Genomic DNA, 19755 nt, shown 5'->3' on the forward strand with positions numbered 1-19755 from the left:
AATATAAAATAAATAAGAGGAGGAAATAAAAATGACAAAAATTTTATTAGGTAATACAAAATGTGGTTGGTCAGTAGATGATGAAAATAAAGAAATTATTATTTATCATCCACAAAGTCTTGTGGATAAAATGAAAAAAAAATCAAATACCACTCAAATAAAATTTCTAGATATAGAATATATAGAAGTAGGTTGGAATAATGTCCCTTTAGCAGTAGGACAAAATCAACATTTTGTGATTTTTATTATAGAATTAAAAAACAAAGAGAAGATACAATTTGATGGAACTTCTAATGGTATTACAAGAGATACTTTTAAAGAAGCTATTCTAGTTCTGCAAAAGAACAATATTGTCTTTAAAGATGAATATCATATTATGGATGACATAATAAATACAGATAATTCAATTTGGAATATTTTGAATAAGGCTGAACTAAAAAGGAGAAATAAGTAATTATAGTGGTGATTTAAAAATCTGGCGTGGTCGATTATAAAAGTATAAATATTTACACGTGGTGATTATGAAAAACTTTAAGGTAATTATGTGATGTGATGAAAGAAGCTGTAACGAAATAATTTTTTATGAAGTTATTATTCGTTTAGCTTCTTTTTTGGTGCTTACCAAAGCGTAAGGAGAAAAATGACTAAATGGAATTTGAATTTATGACTGCAAACACCGTTCTGCCGTCCGGAAACACTTTGCGCTGTAAGCTGTTCTCATTCAGCAAGTTTAACACAGAGTCAATCATACAATCACAAAATATATAAAAGATGCCCATTTTTATGATTCTACAGCGAGCATAGAAGATATCAACTATAATCCAGATAGAAAACTTAATCGTTCTCAAATGGAAGAACTGGCTACAAACAACTACATACAAAGAGGTCTCAATATTATATTTGTAGGTGCTTCAGGCTGTGGAAAGACATGGCTATCTAATACATTAGGCGTACATGCCTGTCGTAATAGAAAGACAGTGCTGTATATCAGACTGCCTGAATTATTTTCAAAATTTGAAGAAAAGAGAATTCAAGGAAAATACAATGAATACTTAAAGAGATTGGGGAAGTATGATCTGTTGATCATCGATGAATTTTTATTGAAACCAACAAACGAATCTGAAAGAAGCGACCTTCTAGAGTTGATGGAAATTCGTTGTAATAAAAAATCAACCATTTTCTGTAGTCAATACTCATTCGATGGATGGCATCATTTATTAGATGGAGGACCTATTGCAGACGCTATTTTAGATAGAATCATTAATAGTTCCTATCTAATTACTTTACACGGAAAATCATTACGCGAAGAATACTCAAGAATAAAACAATAAAGCTAGGAAAGGCATAACAATGATAAAAAATTGTCATGCCTTTTTCAAATCCATAGTGGACTTTTGAGCGTATTCAATTTTTGAGTGGGGTGGGCTTGGTCAGCGTACTGAGTGGACTTCTCTACCGTAACGAGTGGTCTTCAATTAGCGGAATACTCATCTCACTTTTGATTATTTCTTACTTAAATATTCAGTTAATGCTCTTGTAACAATCTCAGTCTTTGTTAATCCTGTTTTTTTGATTGCTTTATCTAGTTTATTTATAATTTTTTGATTAAGTACAAAGTTCACTGCTCGCCCTATTTTTTTGCCTTCTGGAGCCTTTTCGCTATCTGGAGGTGTTATTCCCTCTTTTTCAAATTCGTTGTTCAGAATGCGTTCTACAGCCATTGTTTTCGTCAGCCCAGTAATCTTGCAGTATTCTTCGAGACAAAGATGTGTACTTGTTGCTAGATTCATGTTTAACGGCTTCGAATCTTTCTTTGCTCTAGGCATTAAATCACCCCCGAAAGTTTATCGAATGCTTTCCTGATTGTTTCAGTCATAAGTTTTCTTCTTTCTTTTAGGAACTTTGTATATTCCATTTCCCAGAAGTTATCAATTAGAGATGAGGATTGGTGGAATATAAAAATATTAAAAGAACAATACGAACGAATAGTGATAAAGGTAGCGCATTTTGATTACATGAAGTTATAAATGTTTCTTCACCAAGTATTTCCTTGTATTTTAAAGCATAAACATCTGGTGCTTCTTTTCCAATATCAATGTTGGTGTTGTAATCAAGATGTGTGAAGTTAGCAATCTGGTTTCTAAGTCTGTCATTCTCAATACCTATATCAGCAAGATAATCCTTTGGGAAGATATGATGCTTATCAATAGCATTTTTCGTCCAACTATAACCAATTGTCAAGTACTGAGCAAGTGTACTATTACTGAACAACATTGGCGTTCCTAGCACATTAATTGATGCTAAATATGCATTCCATACTGGTGATGTTGCTGAAGAAGTAACCATTGATTCAGGTAAAATTACATTAAAGTAATCTTCAATGTGATACCCCTTGTGAATATTCGTTTGAGTCTGAGGATTGTCTTGCATGTAGACCAACTCTCATTAGGTATTGGCGTATTAATAATGAACAAGGTGAAGCACTTGGAACGTTGAAGCCAAAATTATCCTTAGAAGATATGAGAAAACTCTATTCATAGATCATTTAAATTAGTTACTTTTATGTTATCTTACTTTCCTATTTAATTATTGTTTTAGAATAAAACTAAATAGGTAAATCGTGAAGACGAGGGATATAAATGAAGTGGTAATACTGCGAAATGGTTATTAACCATATAGAATGTCAGTAAAGCCATAAATAATACATTTACAAGCATCAAATAGCGAAATATTTTATGGCTTTGTATTTTATTGTTGTTATAAAGAGCAAGGACACTGATCAACATCAATACAATTGATAGAATATAATAAACTAAATCTAATAGAATATTGCCTTTTGATATCGTTCTACCAAATATAAAGAACAATATTGCAAGAAGTGTCGATGCAAGGGAAAGAACAACAACCTTTCTCATTTTATGTTCATCCATTATCGAGTACGAACCACCTTATCTAATAAAGAATAACCAATGCCTGGGTTCTCGACATTGAAATTATCAGCAATTGTTGCACCGATAACAGCATAGCTATCAAGTATGCCCAGTTTTTCTGGATGAGCTAATGATTTGCTATACATAAGGAGTGGGACATGTTCACGTGTGTGATCTGTTCCCTTCCATGTTGGATCATTGCCATGATCAGCTGTAATCATCAATAAATCATCATCATGCATATTACGCATTAATTCATCAAGCTGTTTATCAAACAATTCGATTGCATCCCCATAGCCAATCGCATTACGACGATGTCCATAAACCGCATCAAAATCAACAAGATTTACGAAGATAAGACCTTCTTGTTCTTTCTTTGCAAGTTCAATCGTTTTCATCATACCATCTGTATTATCATCAGTATGAATACCTTCAGTAATTCCTTCATTTACAAAGATATCAGGAATCTTTCCAACTCCAACAACATCTAATCCATTATCCTTTAGACTGTTTAAAACAGTGCGGCCAAATGGCTTAAGGGCATAGTCATGACGATGTGGAGTACGCTTGAATTCCCCTTTCTTATGTCCTACAAAAGGGCGAGCAATGACACGGCCGACTTTCCATTCATCCTTCATTAATAATTCTCGAGCAATCTCACAAGCTTTGTAAAGCTCATCAAGAGGTATGATTTCTTCATTAGCAGCAATCTGGAATACAGAATCTGCTGATGTATAAACAATCCAATCACCTGTTTCAAGCTGATGTTCCCCAAACTTATCAAGAATAACCGTGCCACTCTCTGCATAATTGCCAACACATTTACGACCAGTTTTTTCTTCGAATAGTTTTATAAATTCATCAGGAAAGCCAGTATCTGTAAATGTCTGGAAAGGCTTATCGATCTTTAAGCCCATCATTTCCCAATGGCCAGTCATAGTATCTTTCCCATTTGAAACTTCACGTAAGGCAGCTGTTGTCCCTAGCTGATGAGGAACTTTATGAATACCCATAAAATCACCTAAATTACCAAGTCCAAGTCCTTCCATGTTTTCGACGTAAAGACCATTTTTAGCCTGTGCAATATGACCAATGGTATTTGCTCCTTCATCGCCAAATTTTGCTGCATCTTCGGCATTTCCAATGCCCATTGAATCACAGACAATCAGAAAAACACGCTTATACTCTTTATAACTCATTTTTTCATCCTTCTTCCTTGTTTCTATGAAAGAAACGTTTATAATCTTCAACAATCTTTTCATTTGCTACATGCGTATAGATTGTTGTTGTTGCTATATCGCTATGCCCAAGCAATTCTTGAATGCTTCTTAAATCTGCTTCGCCATCAAGTAAAGTTGTGGCAAAAGTATGTCTTAATGTGTGTGGGCTAAAATGTTCTTTAATACCTGCTTTATGCGCATATTTTTGCAGAATATTATAGAAATTCTCACGACTGACCATCTTGCCTGAATGATTTAAGAAAATCAATGTGCTATCTAGCTTATCAAGTTTATGACGATCATGCCTAATAAAGTCTTCAAGCATTTCACTCGTCTTATCATCTAATGGTATTAAGCGTTCCTTATTCCCTTTACCAATCACGCGAATACGTTTAGCCTTAAAATTAAAATCATTGGTTGTAAGATGGACAAGCTCACTGACTCTAACACCACTTGTTAAACAAAGTAAAATCATTAAGTAATCTCGTTTACCTTCAGGTGAAGTGAAATCGATTGCTTGTAAAACCTGCGTTATAGTTTCAAGACTGATAATACGGGGTAGATGTTCATGACTTCGAGGCATATCAATATTGTCCATGATATTATGACTGACAAGATGATTTCTTGTTAAGTAAAGAAAAAACTGTCTTAGCGTCACGAGCTTTCGCGTAATTGATGATGAGGCATAATGTTCATTAAGATAGCTTAGATATTGCTCTACATCATGCTCATTTATTGCTTGGACATCTTTATTTATATAAGAGAGAAACTGCCTGAGATCACGAAGATAATTTGTTGTTGTATTCTCACTCAAACCTTTCTCTAGAAGCAAATAAGTTTCAAACTCTTTTAAGTAATCACTCTGTCGCATAATATCACCATCAATATTATATCAATATTACATATTAAATACCAAGAAGGTACTAAGAATTCTTTTGCAGTAAATCACTAGCTTTCATAAGGCCCAAGTTCTCCTTATTAAAGAACTTAATGAGCTGCTCAACATTATCTTCTTGCGGTGCTTCAATACGATCAAATAGAGATATTTGTTCTTTGACTTCATTTTGTGGTTTGACATCATTCAAACTGATACCAATCAGCCTTACTCTTTCACCATTATAAACATTTCTAAGAAGCATCAAGGCATAGGAATATATGTCTTCAGAATTGTTTGTATAATGCTCCAAAGGTATTTGTCTCGTGATTGCATGCACAAGATCAAACTTTAATGTGATTGCAATATTATTCGTTACCATCGCACTCTTTTTCGCCCTTTTAGATACACAATCGGCAATATTTTTAAAAGCTTCAGCTATTTCATCAATACCCTCTAAATCATTTTCAAATGTTTCTGAATTACTAATAGATTTAGCTTGTCTTTCTTCATAATGCACTTTTCGATCATCACGACCATTAGCTTCATGAAAGAAGATCAAAGCATTATTACCCATGACCTGCTTCAACAGTGTATAGTTATCACGATTAGCCACATCTCCAATCGTCATAATACCCACTTCTTTTAATTTTGCAGCTGTCTTCTTACCAATCCCAAACATTTCACCAACATCCATTGGCCACAATATTTGTCTAATATTACTTTGTGTAAGAATAGTAATACCCATTGGTTTCTTCATATCACTTGCCATCTTGGAAAGAAATTTATTGGGTGAAATGCCTATTGAACAAGACAATCCTAATGTTTCATAGACTTCTTTTTGGATGGCTAAAGCTATACCATAGGGTTGTTCATGTGTCTTGGTAATACGTTCCGATAAATCCAGATAACCCTCATCTATCGAAGCAATCTCTAAATAGGGGCTATATTTTTTAATAATGGTAAAAAACTTATGTGATAGTTCATGATAATAATCAAAATGTGGCTCTATAATAACAAGGTTCTGACATTTACTTTTGGCCATATAAAGGGGCATGGCTGAATGAATTCCAAGTTTTCTTGCTTCATAGCTAGCTGTTGAAACAACAGAACGCTTTGAATCATGAGCAATGACAACAGGCATCCCTTTGAGTTCTGGATGCTTTATAAGTTCACATGATACATAGAAAGCATTTAAATCAATATGAAATATCACACGCATAATAATCCCCCTTGTTTCTATCACTTGATCTAAGCCAAATACTTTAAAATAATCGGCATTAAATATCTTGCAATATAGTGACGCCATTCATCCCATAGCCTAAGGGCCATGGGATGAATGCAGATAATATGTAATCTTTAATTTCCTCAACAATGCACTTCTAATTATGAACTAATAAGCTACGTGCATTATTGAGTGCTTCTTCTGTAATACTATCACCAGATAGCAATTTAGCAATCTCTTTAATACGATTTTCACCAATCACTTGCTGGATGCTTGTATATGTTTCATTATCCTCGCTCTCTTTATTGAGGACATAATGATTCAATGCATGAACTGCAACTTGTGGCAAATGCGTAATACAAATGACCTGCTTGTTTTTGGAAAGCTCCTCCATCTTGCGCCCAATCGCATCAGCGACTTTCCCACTAACTCCAGTATCAACTTCATCAAAGATAACCGTATCAACAAATGCCTGATTCAAGGTAATAATCTTAATTGCTAGCATCACACGTGATATTTCACCACCGGATGCTGATTCATTAAGAGGTGTAAAAGCCTGGCCGGCATTCATGGAAACCTTAAAGACAACCTTATCAATGCCTTCTTTACTTAACTCTGTTTCTTCAAAATCAACCTTGAACTGCGCTTTATCCAAATAGAGATCAACTAATTGCTGTTGAATAAGACTTTCAAATTCTAAGGCATATTCCATTCTTTGCTGATGCCATTGCTTGGCCTTGTTCAAAGCAAGATTATAGTAATGATCTTTTTGTTCTTCTAGTTCTTCAAGAACCTCATCACGATGCAGACTAGCATCAATTTTTTCTTTAAGCTCATCACGAGCTTCATAAATAGCTTTCATGCTATAGCCATATTTACGCTGCAATCTTTGAATCTTGAATAATTCTTCATTGATTTCATTAAAACGATATTCATCAAAATCAATATCATCATAACTATTCATCAATGAAGAGATAATATCGGACAACGTATAGTATTCATTATAGAGCTTATTATAATCATCTTTAAAATCATCATAATCTTTAACACTTTCCAATTCATCAATCGCATTCTGTAACTGTTCTAGAACTCCATGGCTGTCATTGACAAGATGATCAAATGTGCGCATATGCGTATTCAATTTCTCATAGTTCTTCATCATTTCAGCTTCATGTTCAAGATTTTCAATATCATCATCAGTATATTCTAAATCCTTCAGTTCTTCATATTGTGATTGGTAATATTCAATACGTTCATCACTCATATCTACTTCATTAATATCTCTAATCTTTTTTACAAGATCACGATAGTGTCGATAGTAATCAAGATAGTCATTTCTGAATGTATCATCATCAATAAAACGATCTAATATTGTGATGTGGTTTTTAATAGAAAAAATTGTTTGTGTCTCAAATTGTGAATGAATATGAATAAGATAGGGCGCTATAATCTTTAATGCAGCATTTGTGACCGGACGATAATTCACTTTAATCGTAGATTTCCCATTCGCATGTATCTCTTTGTGAATAATAATGTCGTTATCAAAGTCTATACCTATTTCTTCAAAAGCTTTTACTGCCTCCTGATTTTCATCAATCTCAAAGAAACCTTCAATAATAGCTTTTTCCTTGCCATGTCTGACAAGCTGAGCACTTGATCGATTACCACACAGCTGACCAATTGCATCAATAATAATGGATTTACCAGCACCAGTTTCCCCGGTTAGGACACTCATGCCTTCATGAAAATCCACCTGCATCTCATCAATAATAACAAATGAAGAAATATAAAGACTTTTAAGCATATGTTACTCACCTCTTTCAAAATGATAATGTGCTTCTTTAACGACACTTTCAATATCAATTGGCATATCTTTTCCTTTTTCAAGAACAAAGTGTCCTAAAAATTCGATATTGCCTTCCCCACCTGTTATAGGTGAATATGTTAAACCTTGAATAGAGAAACCATTCTCTATAGCATAACCAATAACTTTTTTAATCACTTCAGTATGCACTTTACTATCTTTGACAATGCCATGTTTGCCAACTTGTTCACGTCCCGCCTCAAATTGCGGTTTGATCAAAGCAGCAACATGACCACCAGGTACAAGAATGTTTTTCAAGGCTGCAAAAATATGAGAAAGGGAGATAAATGAAACATCAATAGAAGCTACCTCCGGCTGACCTTCTTTAAAATCATCAAGCGTGCAATAACGAAAGTTTGTTTGTTCCATAACAATAACACGCTCATCATTACGCAATTTCCAGACTAGCTGATTTGTACCAACGTCAAGCGCATAGACTCTCACTGCTCCATTTTGTAAAGCACAATCCGTAAAGCCACCAGTAGATGAGCCTATATCAAGCATTATTTTTCCTTTCAGATCCAAATCAAATGATGAAATAGCTTTTTCTAGCTTAAGTCCTCCTCGAGAGACATATTTAAGCTTTTCACCTTTGATAGCTAGAATTGTGTCAGTAGGAATTTTCATACCAGGTTTGTCTAATTTCTGATGATCATCGTGAACCAGGCCGGCCATAATAGCTCGTTTTGCTTTTTCTCTTGATTCAAAAAGTCCTTGCTCAACACACAAAACATCTACTCGTTCCTTAGCCATTTTGACACTCCTTAATCTTTTTCAGAAGATCATCGATGGATAATCCTTCAACCTTTAATAACTGTCTAACATCACCATGTGTTACATAATGATCACCAATGCCCATTGCATGCAATTCAATAGAATAGTTATGTTGTGTATAGAAGAAACTCATTGCTTCACCTAAGCCCCCCATCAACATATCCGTTTCATAAACAATAATCTTTGTCTGGGCAATTTTCATAAGCATCTTTTCATCCATCGGCTTAAGAAAACATGCATTGATCAGATTGACTGGTAAATCATTTTCTCTAATTAGCTTCGCTACTTCTTTGAGATGATCACCATATGTAACAACACTTATCTTATTATTTTCATCAAAATATTTTTCTTTCCATGTTCCTACTTCAATAACATCATCTTGATGTTCAGAATGCTTGTGAATCATATTCTTGCTATAACGAATAATATAAGGGTGATCATGATGATAGTAAGCTGTATTAATCATCAGTTCCGCTTCTTTCTGATTATGAGGTGCCATGATTATTAGATTAGGAATAGGCATCATATAGCTGATATCAAAGACACCATGATGCGTTGGGCCATCTTCACCCACTAATCCCGCACGATCAATGCCAATTAAACAAGGCAAGTTCATCCGTGCAATGTCATGATTAAGTTGATCATAGGCACGTTGGGAAAATGAAGAATAGATGGATAGGAAAGGAAACTTATGACTAATAGCAAGTCCAGCAGCAAAAGTCATCGCATGTTCTTCCGCAATACCAACATCAAAACTACGATCAGGATAATGCTTGAAGATTTTATTTAGCGCACTGCCGGTTATCATTGCTGGTGTTATCACACATATATCATCATGCTTGCCCATTAGGTATTCCACATGATTGGCAATTGCTTCACTCCAGCTTTGATGTTTGTTATGAATGACTGGCACAATACCTTTTTCTAGATTAAATGGCTTAACACCATGATATAGTCCAATCTTGTCATTTTCAGCTTTTTCATAGCCTTTACCTTTTATTGTTTCAACATGGACTATAACACTATGGTCATAATCTTTTGCCGTATTCAGTGTTGAAATCAATTCTTCTATGTTATGGCCATCAATAGGTCCTAAATAATCTAAACCAAGCTTTGTAAAAACAGACTCATCAAGTATATGATCCTTGACAGCATCTTTCATCTTCTTAGTTACTTCATAGACACGTTCACCAGTCTTGCTTTTCTTCATAAATGTCACATAGTTATTACGGGCATTTTTATATTTCTCTGATACCCTGATTTCGGAAAGCATATTGGAAAGGCCGCCAACATTCTTAGTGATTGACATATTGTTATCATTAAGAATAACAATCACTTTATGCTTACATGTTCCAAGATAGTTTAAAGCTTCAAATGACTCACCAGACATCATTGCGGCATCGCCGACAACAGCGATGACCTGATAATCTTCTTTGTTCAAGTCTCTTGCCGTAGCAATTCCGATTGAACCAGAAATGGCTGTTGAAGAATGACCTGCTTCCCAGCAATCATATGCACTCTCTTTGCGTTTCTGAAAGCCAGAAATACCGCCAAACTTTCTTAAATCAGGAAAATCCTTTGCCCGGCCTGAAAGAATCTTATGGACATAGGATTGATGGCCTACGTCAAAAGCTATTTTATCTTTTGGAAAATCAAATACATAATGCAAGGCAACAGTCAGTTCTACAATTCCTAAATTACTAGAAAAGTGTCCTCCTGTTTTTGCAACAGAATTCATGATAAATGAGCGAATATCCTGAGATAGATCACTCAGTTCTTCTGTTGTCATTGATTTTAAAAATTTTGAATTTTCTATCTCTTCAATTTTCAAGTTAGTTCACCCTTTTTATTACCTTTTCCAGCAAATCAATCATTATGCCGTGGTTACAAGTCATTCCATAAATATCCTCTAAGCATTGCTTAAATAATTCATTTGCATATTCTCTAGATTTTTCTAGACCTAGCAGTGAGACATAGGTTGATTTCCCGTTTTCTATATCGCTGCCTGCTGTTTTTCCTAAAGTAGCACTGTCGCTTGTGACGTCAAGGATATCATCCTGAATTTGAAAAGCTAATCCTAAATGAAAGCCCAACGTACGAAGTGCTTCCTGCTCCTTACCCACAACTATACCTGCCATTTCTAGTGGTGCAGCAATCAGACATCCAGTTTTATAGTGATGAATATCTTCTAATTCTTTTAGACTAGCCTGATGATTTTCATAATACATATCCTGCTGTTGACCATAGATCATGCCAGAAGCGCCTGAAGATTTAAATAAAAGTGAGGCAAGCTGAACTTTTAAATGGTCTTCAATAGATGACTGCATAATGACATTCATTGCCTCATTTAATAAGCCATCACCAGCAAGAATTGCTGTTGCTTCATCAAACTGCTTGTGACAAGTAGGACGCCCTCTTCTTAGATCATCATTGTCCATGGCTGGTAAATCATCATGAATGAGTGAATAAGTATGAATCATCTCGATTGCACAGGCAACATCCAGATATTCTTGGTAAGGGTAGCCATATGCCTTAAGAGCACTTAATAATAATACTGGTCTCAAGCGTTTGCCACCAGCCATGACAGAATATTTCATAGCTTCTTTAACAGCACCATCTTTTGGCTTGTTCAGCAATATTTCAAGATGGCTATTGATTTCCTCTATCATTTGTTTCATTAGAATCACCTTCATATGTCTGCATGCCACCATTTTCATAAATCTTGACAACACGATCTTCAATACTCTTCAACTTGCTGTCACATAGCTTAGCTAGCTCTATTCCCTCTTCATAGAGAGTTATGCTTTCATCAAGTGTTGCTTTATTTTCTTCAAGAATCTTAATGATCTCATCAAGTCGATTCATTGCTTGTTCATATGTCATATTTTTATCCATAATAACCTCTATCCAATAATAGCTTTTTTTCGGCCATCCGCAAATTCAATAGCAACATGATCGCCACTTGACAATTGACTTGCATGCTCTATAACCTGATTGTTTTTTAAAACAATGCTGTAACCACGATTAAGAATTTTTAAAGGACTAACAAGATCTAACTTGGTAACTGAAGCTAGATAATGGTGTCTTTCTTCTTTCAAATAGTCTTGAATGAATGTCTGGAGATTATCACTATTTCTAGCTAAGCGATATTCCTCATTCTTTGTGTAGCGTGTCATCTGCAGTTGTAATGCTGCCTTCTTGTTCTGAATGATACTATTATTGTTATTTATAAAATCATGAGAAAGCTGTATAAGCTTTTGTTTATTTCTTTGTAAGCTATCTTGTCTATCAGTTATGAGCTTTTCTCCTAAATGCCCTAAAGCATCACGGTTATGGGCAAGATGAAGCAATTCATTTTCATAGAGATAGCCAGGATTCTTAAAAACATAGGAGTTCAAGACATGCTGTAAAATCGTTTTTTTATTTTCTAACTGATAACTCATTAGGGCGTGCAGACGTTTCTTTTTCATTAGAACATTATTACTTAGTTCTTTGGCATCGGGAACCGATGCCACTGCTGCTGCCGTAGGTGTTGCTGCACGCAAATCACTTACAAAATCAACAAGTGTTGTATCTGTCTCATGTCCGACGCCAGTAATAATAGGAGTCTGAAGCTGATAAATGCAGCGAACAAGTTCTTCCTCATTAAAGTTCCATAAATCCTCGATGGAACCGCCGCCCCGACAAAGCAAGATTGTAGATGGTCTAGCCTTATCGACTGCTTTAAGCATTGCAATAATATGCTTATAAGCATCCTTACCTTGTACAGGAATAGGAAAGATATAAATTGGGACGCTTGGAAATCGCTGCTTAATAGTTCTTAAAACATCCTGCAAAGCTGCTGACTGTTTTGCTGAAAGTACAGCAATGTTTTTAGGAAAGCGTGGTATGGGCTTTTTATGTGCTTCATCAAACAGTCCTTCCTTAAGCAACTTTAACTTAAGCTCCTCATATTTTACAGCCAGATCACCAAGGCCATCTTCCTGCATTGCATCAATATAGAGCTGATATACGCCAGTTTTTTCATAAACCGAAACATGGCAATGGGCAATCACTTTCATGCCATTTTCAGCACGAAAAGGTAACTTTTTTGCATAGGAAGCAAACATAATCGCATTGACTGCCGCTTTCTCATCTTTCAAAGTAAAATACATATGCCCACTTGGATGTGGCCGGTAGTTTGATATTTCTCCTCGGACAGTTATGTCCTGTAAACGAAAATCACGATCAAACAATGCCTTCACATAGCCATTAAGAGCATGAACACTAATGGGTTTCATTAGATAACCTCGTTGAGTACCCCATTAATAAACTTATAGGAATCTTCATCACAGAATTCCTTAGCATTAATAACAGCTTCATTAATAATAATACGCTTATCAAGCTCACTATCTGCAAGTTCACATGTTGCAACAAGCAAAATAGCCTGTTCCATATAAGAAAGACGATTAAAAGTCCAGCCTTTCTTTAATTCTTTGCTAATGAGAACAATATAATTCTCTTTATTCTCTAATACCGTTTTGACAAGTCGCACAGCAAATTTCTTTGCTGAATATCCATCTTTTAACTCTGGATCCAAATCAATAAAATGCAATAAATCCTCTAATGAAGCATCAATCAATAAATTCTGATAAACACAGAAAATTGCTTTCTGTCTAGCATATTGTCTGATCGTTTTTTCCATTTTCAAAAACCTCCAAATTTCTATTCATTATAATACCATATTAATGCATAAAAGTCATATCAATACACAAAAAGAAAAGCAAGATAAACTGTCTTGCTTTTAGAACTCAATACTTTCTACATTAATATCAATAGATTTCACATCAACATTACACATATCTTTTACTGCAGCAGCAATAGCTTTCTGTAGATCTTTTACTTTACGTGTAACTTTTACACCATATTTCACTTTAATGTGTAAAGTTATTGTTACGTTATTATCATCAATACGTGCATTTACAAGACGTTTAGATCCATTGATTGAAAAACCTTTTGAAGTATCTAGGCTTACATCTTTGTCTTCATTGATGACTTCTTTTGCAATGATATCAAAGACCTGGACACTCATCATGATATCGCCATTAATTGGACTTTCTTTGTATGTATAGTATTCATTATGTGCCATAACTTTACCTCTTCCTTCTACCTTTATATTGTATAAGAAAAATTGTCACAATACAAGGCAAAAAAGAATCAGCCTCAATGACTGATTCTACAAATTAAGCTCTTCCGCCGTAAGTACCATCAACTGTATTGACAATAACTGTTTCGCCTTCTTCAATAAACAAAGGTACTTTGATTTCGAAACCTGTTTCAATCTTGGCAAACTTAGTTGCCCCCTGTGCAGTATCGCCTCTAACAGCAGGTTCAGTTTCAATTACTTTAAATGGAACATTTACAGGCAATGCAACACCTAAAACTTCACCTTCGAAAGAAGTAACTTCAACTTCGTCACTTGCTTTCATGAAATTCTGTTCCCATTTCAAGCGGTCAGCAGGAATTTCAATCTGGTCATATGTTTCATTATCCATGAATACGAGCATGCCGCCATTATCATAAAGATATTGCATTTTACGCTTTTCAACAGTTGCTCTTTCGACCTTAGCATTTCCGCCAAATGTAATTTCAGTTGTCGAACCTGTTCTTAAGTTCTTCATTTTTACACGGATATTAGCAGCTGCACGAGCAGTCTTATTATGTGAATAGTCTAAAACAATATAAAGATTTCCATCATACTGGAAAGTAGTTCCTGGTCTTAAATCACCAACACTAATCATTTTATAGCTCCTTTCTAAAAAACCGAATAAATTATAACAAAACTGCTTACACTTGTAAAATAGAAATCCTCTTGTAATTTGAGATATTCTTCTATGAAAGATACTTAAATTCTATCACTGATAAATCTTTTGTGCTGATATGCATTTCAAATCGATATCTATTTTGATTATCGGATATGTCACAATCAATCAAATAGTACGACCACATATCATCAACAGTATAATGAATACGCGTATTGTTTACTGTAAAATCATCACTCAGCAATAAATTAGTATCCATTGTTTCACGAAAATAGCGCTTTAAATAAATCTGTATTTGCCTTTGTTCATTAAGTTTTACTTCATCCTTATGAAAAGCAAATAAATCCGCATAAATACGGCTTGTCATTAAGAGACTCATAACAACAATGATAAAAATCATTAATGTAACATTTAGAACACTACCTTGTTGATTGCTCAGTTTGACCTTCCTGCTTTTCTTCTTCATTTTCCTTTTCACTCTTTTCATACAGATCAGCAATAAGATAACGGTATTCTCGTTTGCCACGACGCACCTTCATGAGAAGAAAACGATTGTTTTCAAAAAAAGCTACGTCATCAACATCATAGAGCAGTGTTTCATAGCCCGGCGTTTTAACAAGCCGATGATCACTCAATTCAATATGGAATTCCTTTCCATCTTTGTCTTTATAGACAATTCCATTGTGGTAGCTTTCAATCTTAGCCGTCATGAGATAGTCGGAAAGTTGTTTTGTTCCAATGGAAAGATCACTATCAATTTTTACTTCAGGCATCTTTAAAGACCTTATCATGCCATAAGCAGTCGAAGTGATCAGAATCGTAATTGAAAGTGCTAATAACATTTCTACGAGCGTAAAACCTTTTCGATTATATATGGGAGGTCACCTCCATACTGCTTCGTTATTTCTTCTTCCACCTGATGACTATTGGCATGCAATACTCTTTGGTAAGAACGATTTAGGCTAGCTTGTAAAGAAATCATTCCAACGAGTACAGAGCAGAAAATCATAAAGGCGAAAAGCGCTTCAATCATAGTACTTCCCTTACTTGACATAAAACGCACCACTTCCTAACTGAAAAACAAATTCATAGATTTTTCCCGGCGAGCTAAGTCTGATTGTTTTAGCAATCTTGATATGTCCGGAAGCATTAAATGTAAACTGGTAATGATTGAGGAATTGATAATCATTCGCTAAAACGACTTCTTTCTCGAACTGATTACTGCTGATTTCAACACAATTGCTGTCGCAAACAACTTTAACAGTCTCATGCTTGACCATGGCTTGACTTCTTGCTAATTGAAAGGCGTGTGTAACCAACGCTATTTGTGCCTGTGCACTCGCCTTAGGCTTTCTGAAAGTCAATGTAATTGATGAAATGATTACTGTAATAGCTAAAACAAAGATCATTTCAACAAGTGTAAATCCCTTTCTATTTGCTAACATAGGCCTGACCATCACTGATATAGATGCTTTTGCCATTTGGGCATACAGCCTGCTTCTCTGTCAGGTAAGGTGTCGAACCGCTTGTAAGCTGGGAAATGCTTGTTGGAAGCTGTTCATGTTCAATTTCATAAAGGATAATTTGTGAATTCACGACTTCTATTTGTGCTTGGCAGCCCTTGTCCTTGACTATTCTATTTTTATTAGTCACATAAGGGATAACAAGCAACAGTATCACAAGAATAACAGAAATACAGAAAATCATTTCAATGAGTGTAAACCCCTTGTTTTTCATCATCTTTAACCTCTTCTTTCTTTGCATAATGATGCATGAGATAACTTTGTGCAATACAAGTTTGTATTTCCGATAAGCCTGTCGCAATAATACTTGCACAAGCAATCGTCAGGAAGCTTTCTTGCTGAGTGTGATTTAGATAGCCCTTTAAGGCAATCTTATTGCCATCATAAATAACTTCCATCTCCCCTTCTGTCATTTCTATGATGCCATTTTTAAACAAGTAATGTCTTTGACAGTCACAATGGTCCCTTAACCAGCGTCCTAATGAAAATGCATTCATCAGCACATCCACATATGCCTGATCCTCGCTCTTTTTTAGCAAATGTTCGACTGATAAGACAGTCATCTTGACGGGATTTAGGTCATCCCAGTCTGGATTCTTACCAACACAAACACTGTCTTGATCCATGCTAACATAAATCAGCGATTTCATGCTCATCACGCTCCAGATTCTTACTCATTACATCCACATAATAAGAATGTAGCTCAAAAACAATAGCATTTTGAACATCGACAGGCATCGCCCCAAGCAGAAGCCCGCCCAAAAAGAAGATTTGTTCTTCATCAAGATCAGATAATGCATCCTCATTCATCAAATCCACAAACACAACATCATCACCAAGAAAAATTCCTTTGAAATCTATAAGCTTTCCCTCATTACGATAGACTTCAGCATAGAGCATCATTTTAAACAAATGCCTAAAAAGCACTGCATATTGTCCCATATCATCAATAAGCCAAACAAGCTTTTTATACTGACGTAAAAAACAATCCTTTAATATTTCATCATTCTGAATATCGGAAATACAAAAACCTCCAACATCATCAGCTATAACTTTTACTACTTCTATCATTTAAATTTCTCCTATCACATTCATCATTGGTAAAATGATTGCAATATAAACAACAATCACAAAAAACGCAACAAAGGAGTATACCGTTGGAATCAAATATCTAATAAACTTACTTATTGCCATATCCATTTCTCGTCTTACTACATCGATATATCCCGAGAGATCTTTGATCTCTTTTGGTGACTGCAAATACATCTTATACATAATCACAAAGAGTCGATCAAAATATTCAAAGTCTTCAATAATATCCTCAAACGCTTCACCTTCATCAATTCGACTATAAATCTCATAAATCATAATTTTAATATCACTTCTTACCATTGTTTCATTTAACAAGTAGATAATTGTATTGGCATCCATGCGATCTTTCATAATCTCATTAAAGTAAATCGCAAATTTCAAAGTAAAATATTTCTGAATAAAACGCCTTAATAGCTTTGTATGTAAGTATCGTTCAATAATACGATAATTCTTGTGCTTCAAGGCTCTCACAAACCGTAGAAAAAACGCAACAATAATAATAACCAGCAAGATAAACAATAGAGGAATCAGCTGCATTAAGCCTATTAATACTCTAAAGAGAATACTTTTTTGAATCGAAAACGAGGCAAATAAGGCATTGACCTGCGGAAAAAGCACAAACGTAGAAAAGAGGCAAAACATGACAAGAAAGCTCATCAGGATAAGTGGATAAGTCATCTTGGCAATTAAATCCTTCTTCGTCTTTTCAAGTGTCTGTGTTATTGCTAAGGCATTACGAATAGCGGCACTAATTGTCAGACGCATGGCAAAGAACTCAAAGAACTCCAGAAATTGTTTTGGAAAATCACATTCAAGAATAGCATCCTTAAAATCAATTCCTTCCTTAAGCTTAATATTAATTGCATCAGCATTATGATGATGTGTAATTTCCTTACACAAAAGCAGAGTCTCCTCAATGCCATATCCTTGTTCAAGAAGCTGATAAAGATTTTCTAAAAAGAGATAATCATTGTTCATTAAGCTCATCCTTTAAAATATATGAATCACATTTCTTCTCTGCGATTAAACTTAATGCTGACTGCTTAAATGTCTGATAGCTAAAATCATCATGATGTAAATATTGCATGATAGCTTTACGGCTCATCATTTCTGGCAAAATGATGACACGCTTTCTTTTCAAGTCATATTTAATCTTCTGCGAGACAATCCCAATCAGGACATCTTCAAGATCTGTTTCACTCACGCCAAGATTCAGCATACGTTTAATGACAAGCAAAGCTGTTGAGGCATGAATTGTACTCAAAACAAGATGTCCTGTAAGTGCACATGTAATAGCCAAAGAAGCCGTCTTCTCATCACGGATTTCTCCAATCATTATCACATCAGGATCATGCCGAAGAATCTGTTTGAGTGAGTCATGATAATTGATGCCAAGATCTTCGTTCATCTCGATTTGTAAGCAATGTTCCTTAACCATTTCAATTGGGTCTTCAAGCGTCACTATATTCTTGCCTCCCATTTCAATCAGACGATCAAGCATTGCATAAAGCGTTGTGCTCTTGCCACTTCCCGTTGCTCCTGAGACAAGGAAAAGTCCTGATGTCTGGCGACATATTGATGCGAGGAAGCCACTGAACTCCTTGACAAGCGACAATTCATTAATAGTCAGTTTCTCATGATTATTGAGAATACGAATAACAATCGACTCAAAATGTTCCCCTGGTAAAAAGGAAACGCGCAGGAAATAGATATGGTTGTCAATAAAATAATGAAATGCACCTGTCTGAGGGAAAAGCTTGTAGTTAACATTAATAAATGACTTATATTTGATATAATTCATAATTTTATGGCCAATATCTATTTCATAGCTGGCATAGTGTTCAAGCTTGCCAAGCACCCTGAACTCTATATCAAGCTGCTGATCAATTTTCATATGAACATCTGTTGCATGTCGTTTTAGGGCATGAAAGATGATTTTTTCAAAGAGTTCATCCATTTTCATCGCCACCTTGTTCAAAAAATAAGCAATAAAGTGAAAAAAGCAATAATTGCTGATTCTTAGCTGACAAACTTTTTGCAATAACAATTGCATAAATAATAACTGCTAATTTGACATCTGTTTCATCATTGTTGACCTTCACTTTGTAGAAACCATTTTCTTCATAAAGAAGAATATCCACCGCCTGATATTCAAGATCATATTCTTCAAATAAATAGCATCCCTCAAAGCTATCATGATAACGTAAATAGCATGCCAAGGCTCCTATTGCCTCTATTTTGCGATATTGCCTTATGACGCTATCCACATCTTCGATATCGACTTGCTGATCCACAAGCAAATTCGTAATACCTAATGCAATACTTTGCATCATTTTCTGTTCATCAAGCTGTTTCTTTTCTTTAACAATGATATTTTCATTCCATTCAATTTTTAAGAGCTGTTTCATGAGCATCCTTCCTTTCTACCCTCTATATATTTATTCGCAAAAAA

General features: G+C 35.0%; 26 protein-coding genes and 1 pseudogene. 2 read left to right on the forward strand and 25 right to left on the reverse strand.

Going from position 1 to position 19755, the window contains the following annotated elements; all coding sequences use genetic code 11:
* The first annotated feature begins 31 nt into the window (after positions 1–31).
* Positions 32–454 carry a hypothetical protein gene (locus T529_RS0101185; protein ID WP_033161786.1) on the forward strand — a complete coding sequence of 141 codons (423 nt, stop codon included), beginning with the start codon at positions 32–34 and terminating at the stop codon, positions 452–454.
* Positions 455–752: 298 nt separating this feature from the next.
* On the forward strand, positions 753–1331 hold the full coding sequence (locus T529_RS12255) for an ATP-binding protein (RefSeq protein ID WP_274518629.1): 579 nt from the start codon (positions 753–755) through the stop codon (positions 1329–1331).
* Between the two features lie 171 nt (positions 1332–1502).
* Here the strand turns inward: T529_RS12255 and T529_RS0101195 are convergent, their stop codons facing one another.
* From T529_RS0101195 to T529_RS0101315, 25 genes and pseudogenes are all read right to left on the reverse strand, one after another.
* The gene (locus tag T529_RS0101195; protein ID WP_033161787.1) at positions 1503–1826 is read right to left on the reverse strand and encodes a hypothetical protein; all 324 of its coding nucleotides are present in this window, start codon (positions 1824–1826) and stop codon (positions 1503–1505) included.
* 106 nt (positions 1827–1932) lie between these two features.
* Positions 1933–2430, reverse strand: a complete 498-nt coding sequence (locus T529_RS0101200) for a hypothetical protein (protein ID WP_033161788.1) — start codon at positions 2428–2430, stop codon at positions 1933–1935.
* Positions 2431–2594: 164 nt separating this feature from the next.
* Complete coding sequence (locus T529_RS0101205) at positions 2595–2930, reverse strand: hypothetical protein (protein WP_051646787.1); 336 nt, start codon at positions 2928–2930, stop codon at positions 2595–2597.
* Positions 2930–4129, reverse strand: a complete 1200-nt coding sequence (locus T529_RS0101210; protein ID WP_033161789.1) for a phosphopentomutase — start codon at positions 4127–4129, stop codon at positions 2930–2932. The genes T529_RS0101205 and T529_RS0101210 overlap by 1 nt, the downstream gene beginning before the upstream one ends.
* 4 nt (positions 4130–4133) lie before the next feature.
* Positions 4134–5021: a site-specific tyrosine recombinase/integron integrase gene (xerA, locus tag T529_RS0101215; protein ID WP_033161790.1), complete on the reverse strand. Its 888-nt coding sequence runs from the start codon at positions 5019–5021 to the stop codon at positions 4134–4136.
* Positions 5022–5073: 52 nt separating this feature from the next.
* Positions 5074–6246 (reverse strand): DNA polymerase IV, encoded by a 1173-nt coding sequence (gene dinB, locus T529_RS0101220; protein WP_033161791.1) that lies wholly within the window; start codon positions 6244–6246, stop codon positions 5074–5076.
* A 160-nt stretch (positions 6247–6406) separates the two neighbouring features.
* Positions 6407–8053 (reverse strand): DNA repair protein RecN, encoded by a 1647-nt coding sequence (gene recN / locus T529_RS0101225; protein WP_033161792.1) that lies wholly within the window; start codon positions 8051–8053, stop codon positions 6407–6409.
* Between the two features lie 3 nt (positions 8054–8056).
* Positions 8057–8866 carry a TlyA family RNA methyltransferase gene (locus T529_RS0101230; protein ID WP_033161793.1) on the reverse strand — a complete coding sequence of 270 codons (810 nt, stop codon included), beginning with the start codon at positions 8864–8866 and terminating at the stop codon, positions 8057–8059.
* Positions 8859–10718: a 1-deoxy-D-xylulose-5-phosphate synthase gene (dxs, locus tag T529_RS0101235; protein WP_033161794.1), complete on the reverse strand. Its 1860-nt coding sequence runs from the start codon at positions 10716–10718 to the stop codon at positions 8859–8861. Before dxs ends, T529_RS0101230 begins: the two co-directional genes overlap by 8 nt.
* A gap of 1 nt (position 10719) precedes the next feature.
* Entirely contained in the window at positions 10720–11565 is an 846-nt protein-coding gene (locus tag T529_RS0101240) for a polyprenyl synthetase family protein (RefSeq protein WP_033161795.1), read from the reverse strand.
* The gene (gene xseB, locus T529_RS0101245) at positions 11537–11782 is read right to left on the reverse strand and encodes an exodeoxyribonuclease VII small subunit (RefSeq protein ID WP_033161796.1); all 246 of its coding nucleotides are present in this window, start codon (positions 11780–11782) and stop codon (positions 11537–11539) included. Before xseB ends, T529_RS0101240 begins: the two co-directional genes overlap by 29 nt.
* An 8-nt stretch (positions 11783–11790) precedes the next feature.
* Positions 11791–13167: an exodeoxyribonuclease VII large subunit gene (gene xseA / locus T529_RS0101250; protein ID WP_033161797.1), complete on the reverse strand. Its 1377-nt coding sequence runs from the start codon at positions 13165–13167 to the stop codon at positions 11791–11793.
* On the reverse strand, positions 13167–13571 hold the full coding sequence (nusB, locus tag T529_RS0101255; protein WP_033161798.1) for a transcription antitermination factor NusB: 405 nt from the start codon (positions 13569–13571) through the stop codon (positions 13167–13169). Before nusB ends, xseA begins: the two co-directional genes overlap by 1 nt.
* Positions 13572–13670: 99 nt before the next feature.
* The gene (locus tag T529_RS0101260) at positions 13671–14015 is read right to left on the reverse strand and encodes an Asp23/Gls24 family envelope stress response protein (RefSeq protein WP_033161799.1); all 345 of its coding nucleotides are present in this window, start codon (positions 14013–14015) and stop codon (positions 13671–13673) included.
* Between the two features lie 94 nt (positions 14016–14109).
* The gene (efp, locus tag T529_RS0101265; protein WP_033161800.1) at positions 14110–14667 is read right to left on the reverse strand and encodes an elongation factor P; all 558 of its coding nucleotides are present in this window, start codon (positions 14665–14667) and stop codon (positions 14110–14112) included.
* Between the two features lie 91 nt (positions 14668–14758).
* Positions 14759–15154, reverse strand: coding sequence for a hypothetical protein (locus T529_RS0101270; RefSeq protein WP_156032132.1), 396 nt, complete (start codon positions 15152–15154; stop codon positions 14759–14761).
* Complete coding sequence (locus T529_RS0101275) at positions 15108–15461, reverse strand: ComGF family competence protein (protein WP_162172983.1); 354 nt, start codon at positions 15459–15461, stop codon at positions 15108–15110. The genes T529_RS0101270 and T529_RS0101275 overlap by 47 nt, the downstream gene beginning before the upstream one ends.
* Positions 15462–15494: 33 nt before the next feature.
* Positions 15495–15563, reverse strand: a pseudogene (locus tag T529_RS13695) (prepilin-type N-terminal cleavage/methylation domain-containing protein); the annotation flags it as partial.
* A 168-nt stretch (positions 15564–15731) separates the two neighbouring features.
* Positions 15732–16133 carry a competence type IV pilus minor pilin ComGD gene (gene comGD / locus T529_RS0101285; RefSeq protein ID WP_033161804.1) on the reverse strand — a complete coding sequence of 134 codons (402 nt, stop codon included), beginning with the start codon at positions 16131–16133 and terminating at the stop codon, positions 15732–15734.
* Positions 16120–16428 carry a competence type IV pilus major pilin ComGC gene (gene comGC, locus T529_RS0101290; RefSeq protein ID WP_173363820.1) on the reverse strand — a complete coding sequence of 103 codons (309 nt, stop codon included), beginning with the start codon at positions 16426–16428 and terminating at the stop codon, positions 16120–16122. Before comGC ends, comGD begins: the two co-directional genes overlap by 14 nt.
* Positions 16397–16861, reverse strand: coding sequence for a hypothetical protein (locus T529_RS0101295; protein ID WP_033161805.1), 465 nt, complete (start codon positions 16859–16861; stop codon positions 16397–16399). Before T529_RS0101295 ends, comGC begins: the two co-directional genes overlap by 32 nt.
* Positions 16839–17282, reverse strand: a complete 444-nt coding sequence (locus tag T529_RS0101300; RefSeq protein WP_033161806.1) for a hypothetical protein — start codon at positions 17280–17282, stop codon at positions 16839–16841. The genes T529_RS0101295 and T529_RS0101300 overlap by 23 nt, the downstream gene beginning before the upstream one ends.
* Positions 17283–18281, reverse strand: a complete 999-nt coding sequence (locus T529_RS0101305) for a type II secretion system F family protein (protein WP_033161807.1) — start codon at positions 18279–18281, stop codon at positions 17283–17285.
* Positions 18271–19260: an ATPase, T2SS/T4P/T4SS family gene (locus tag T529_RS0101310; RefSeq protein ID WP_033161808.1), complete on the reverse strand. Its 990-nt coding sequence runs from the start codon at positions 19258–19260 to the stop codon at positions 18271–18273. The genes T529_RS0101305 and T529_RS0101310 overlap by 11 nt, the downstream gene beginning before the upstream one ends.
* Positions 19253–19711: a hypothetical protein gene (locus tag T529_RS0101315; protein ID WP_033161809.1), complete on the reverse strand. Its 459-nt coding sequence runs from the start codon at positions 19709–19711 to the stop codon at positions 19253–19255. Before T529_RS0101315 ends, T529_RS0101310 begins: the two co-directional genes overlap by 8 nt.
* Positions 19712–19755 lie beyond the last annotated feature (44 nt).

The organism is Sharpea azabuensis DSM 18934 (assembly GCF_000702165.1).
In the GTDB taxonomy this organism is placed as follows: Bacteria; Bacillota_I; Bacilli_A; order Erysipelotrichales; family Coprobacillaceae; genus Sharpea; species Sharpea azabuensis.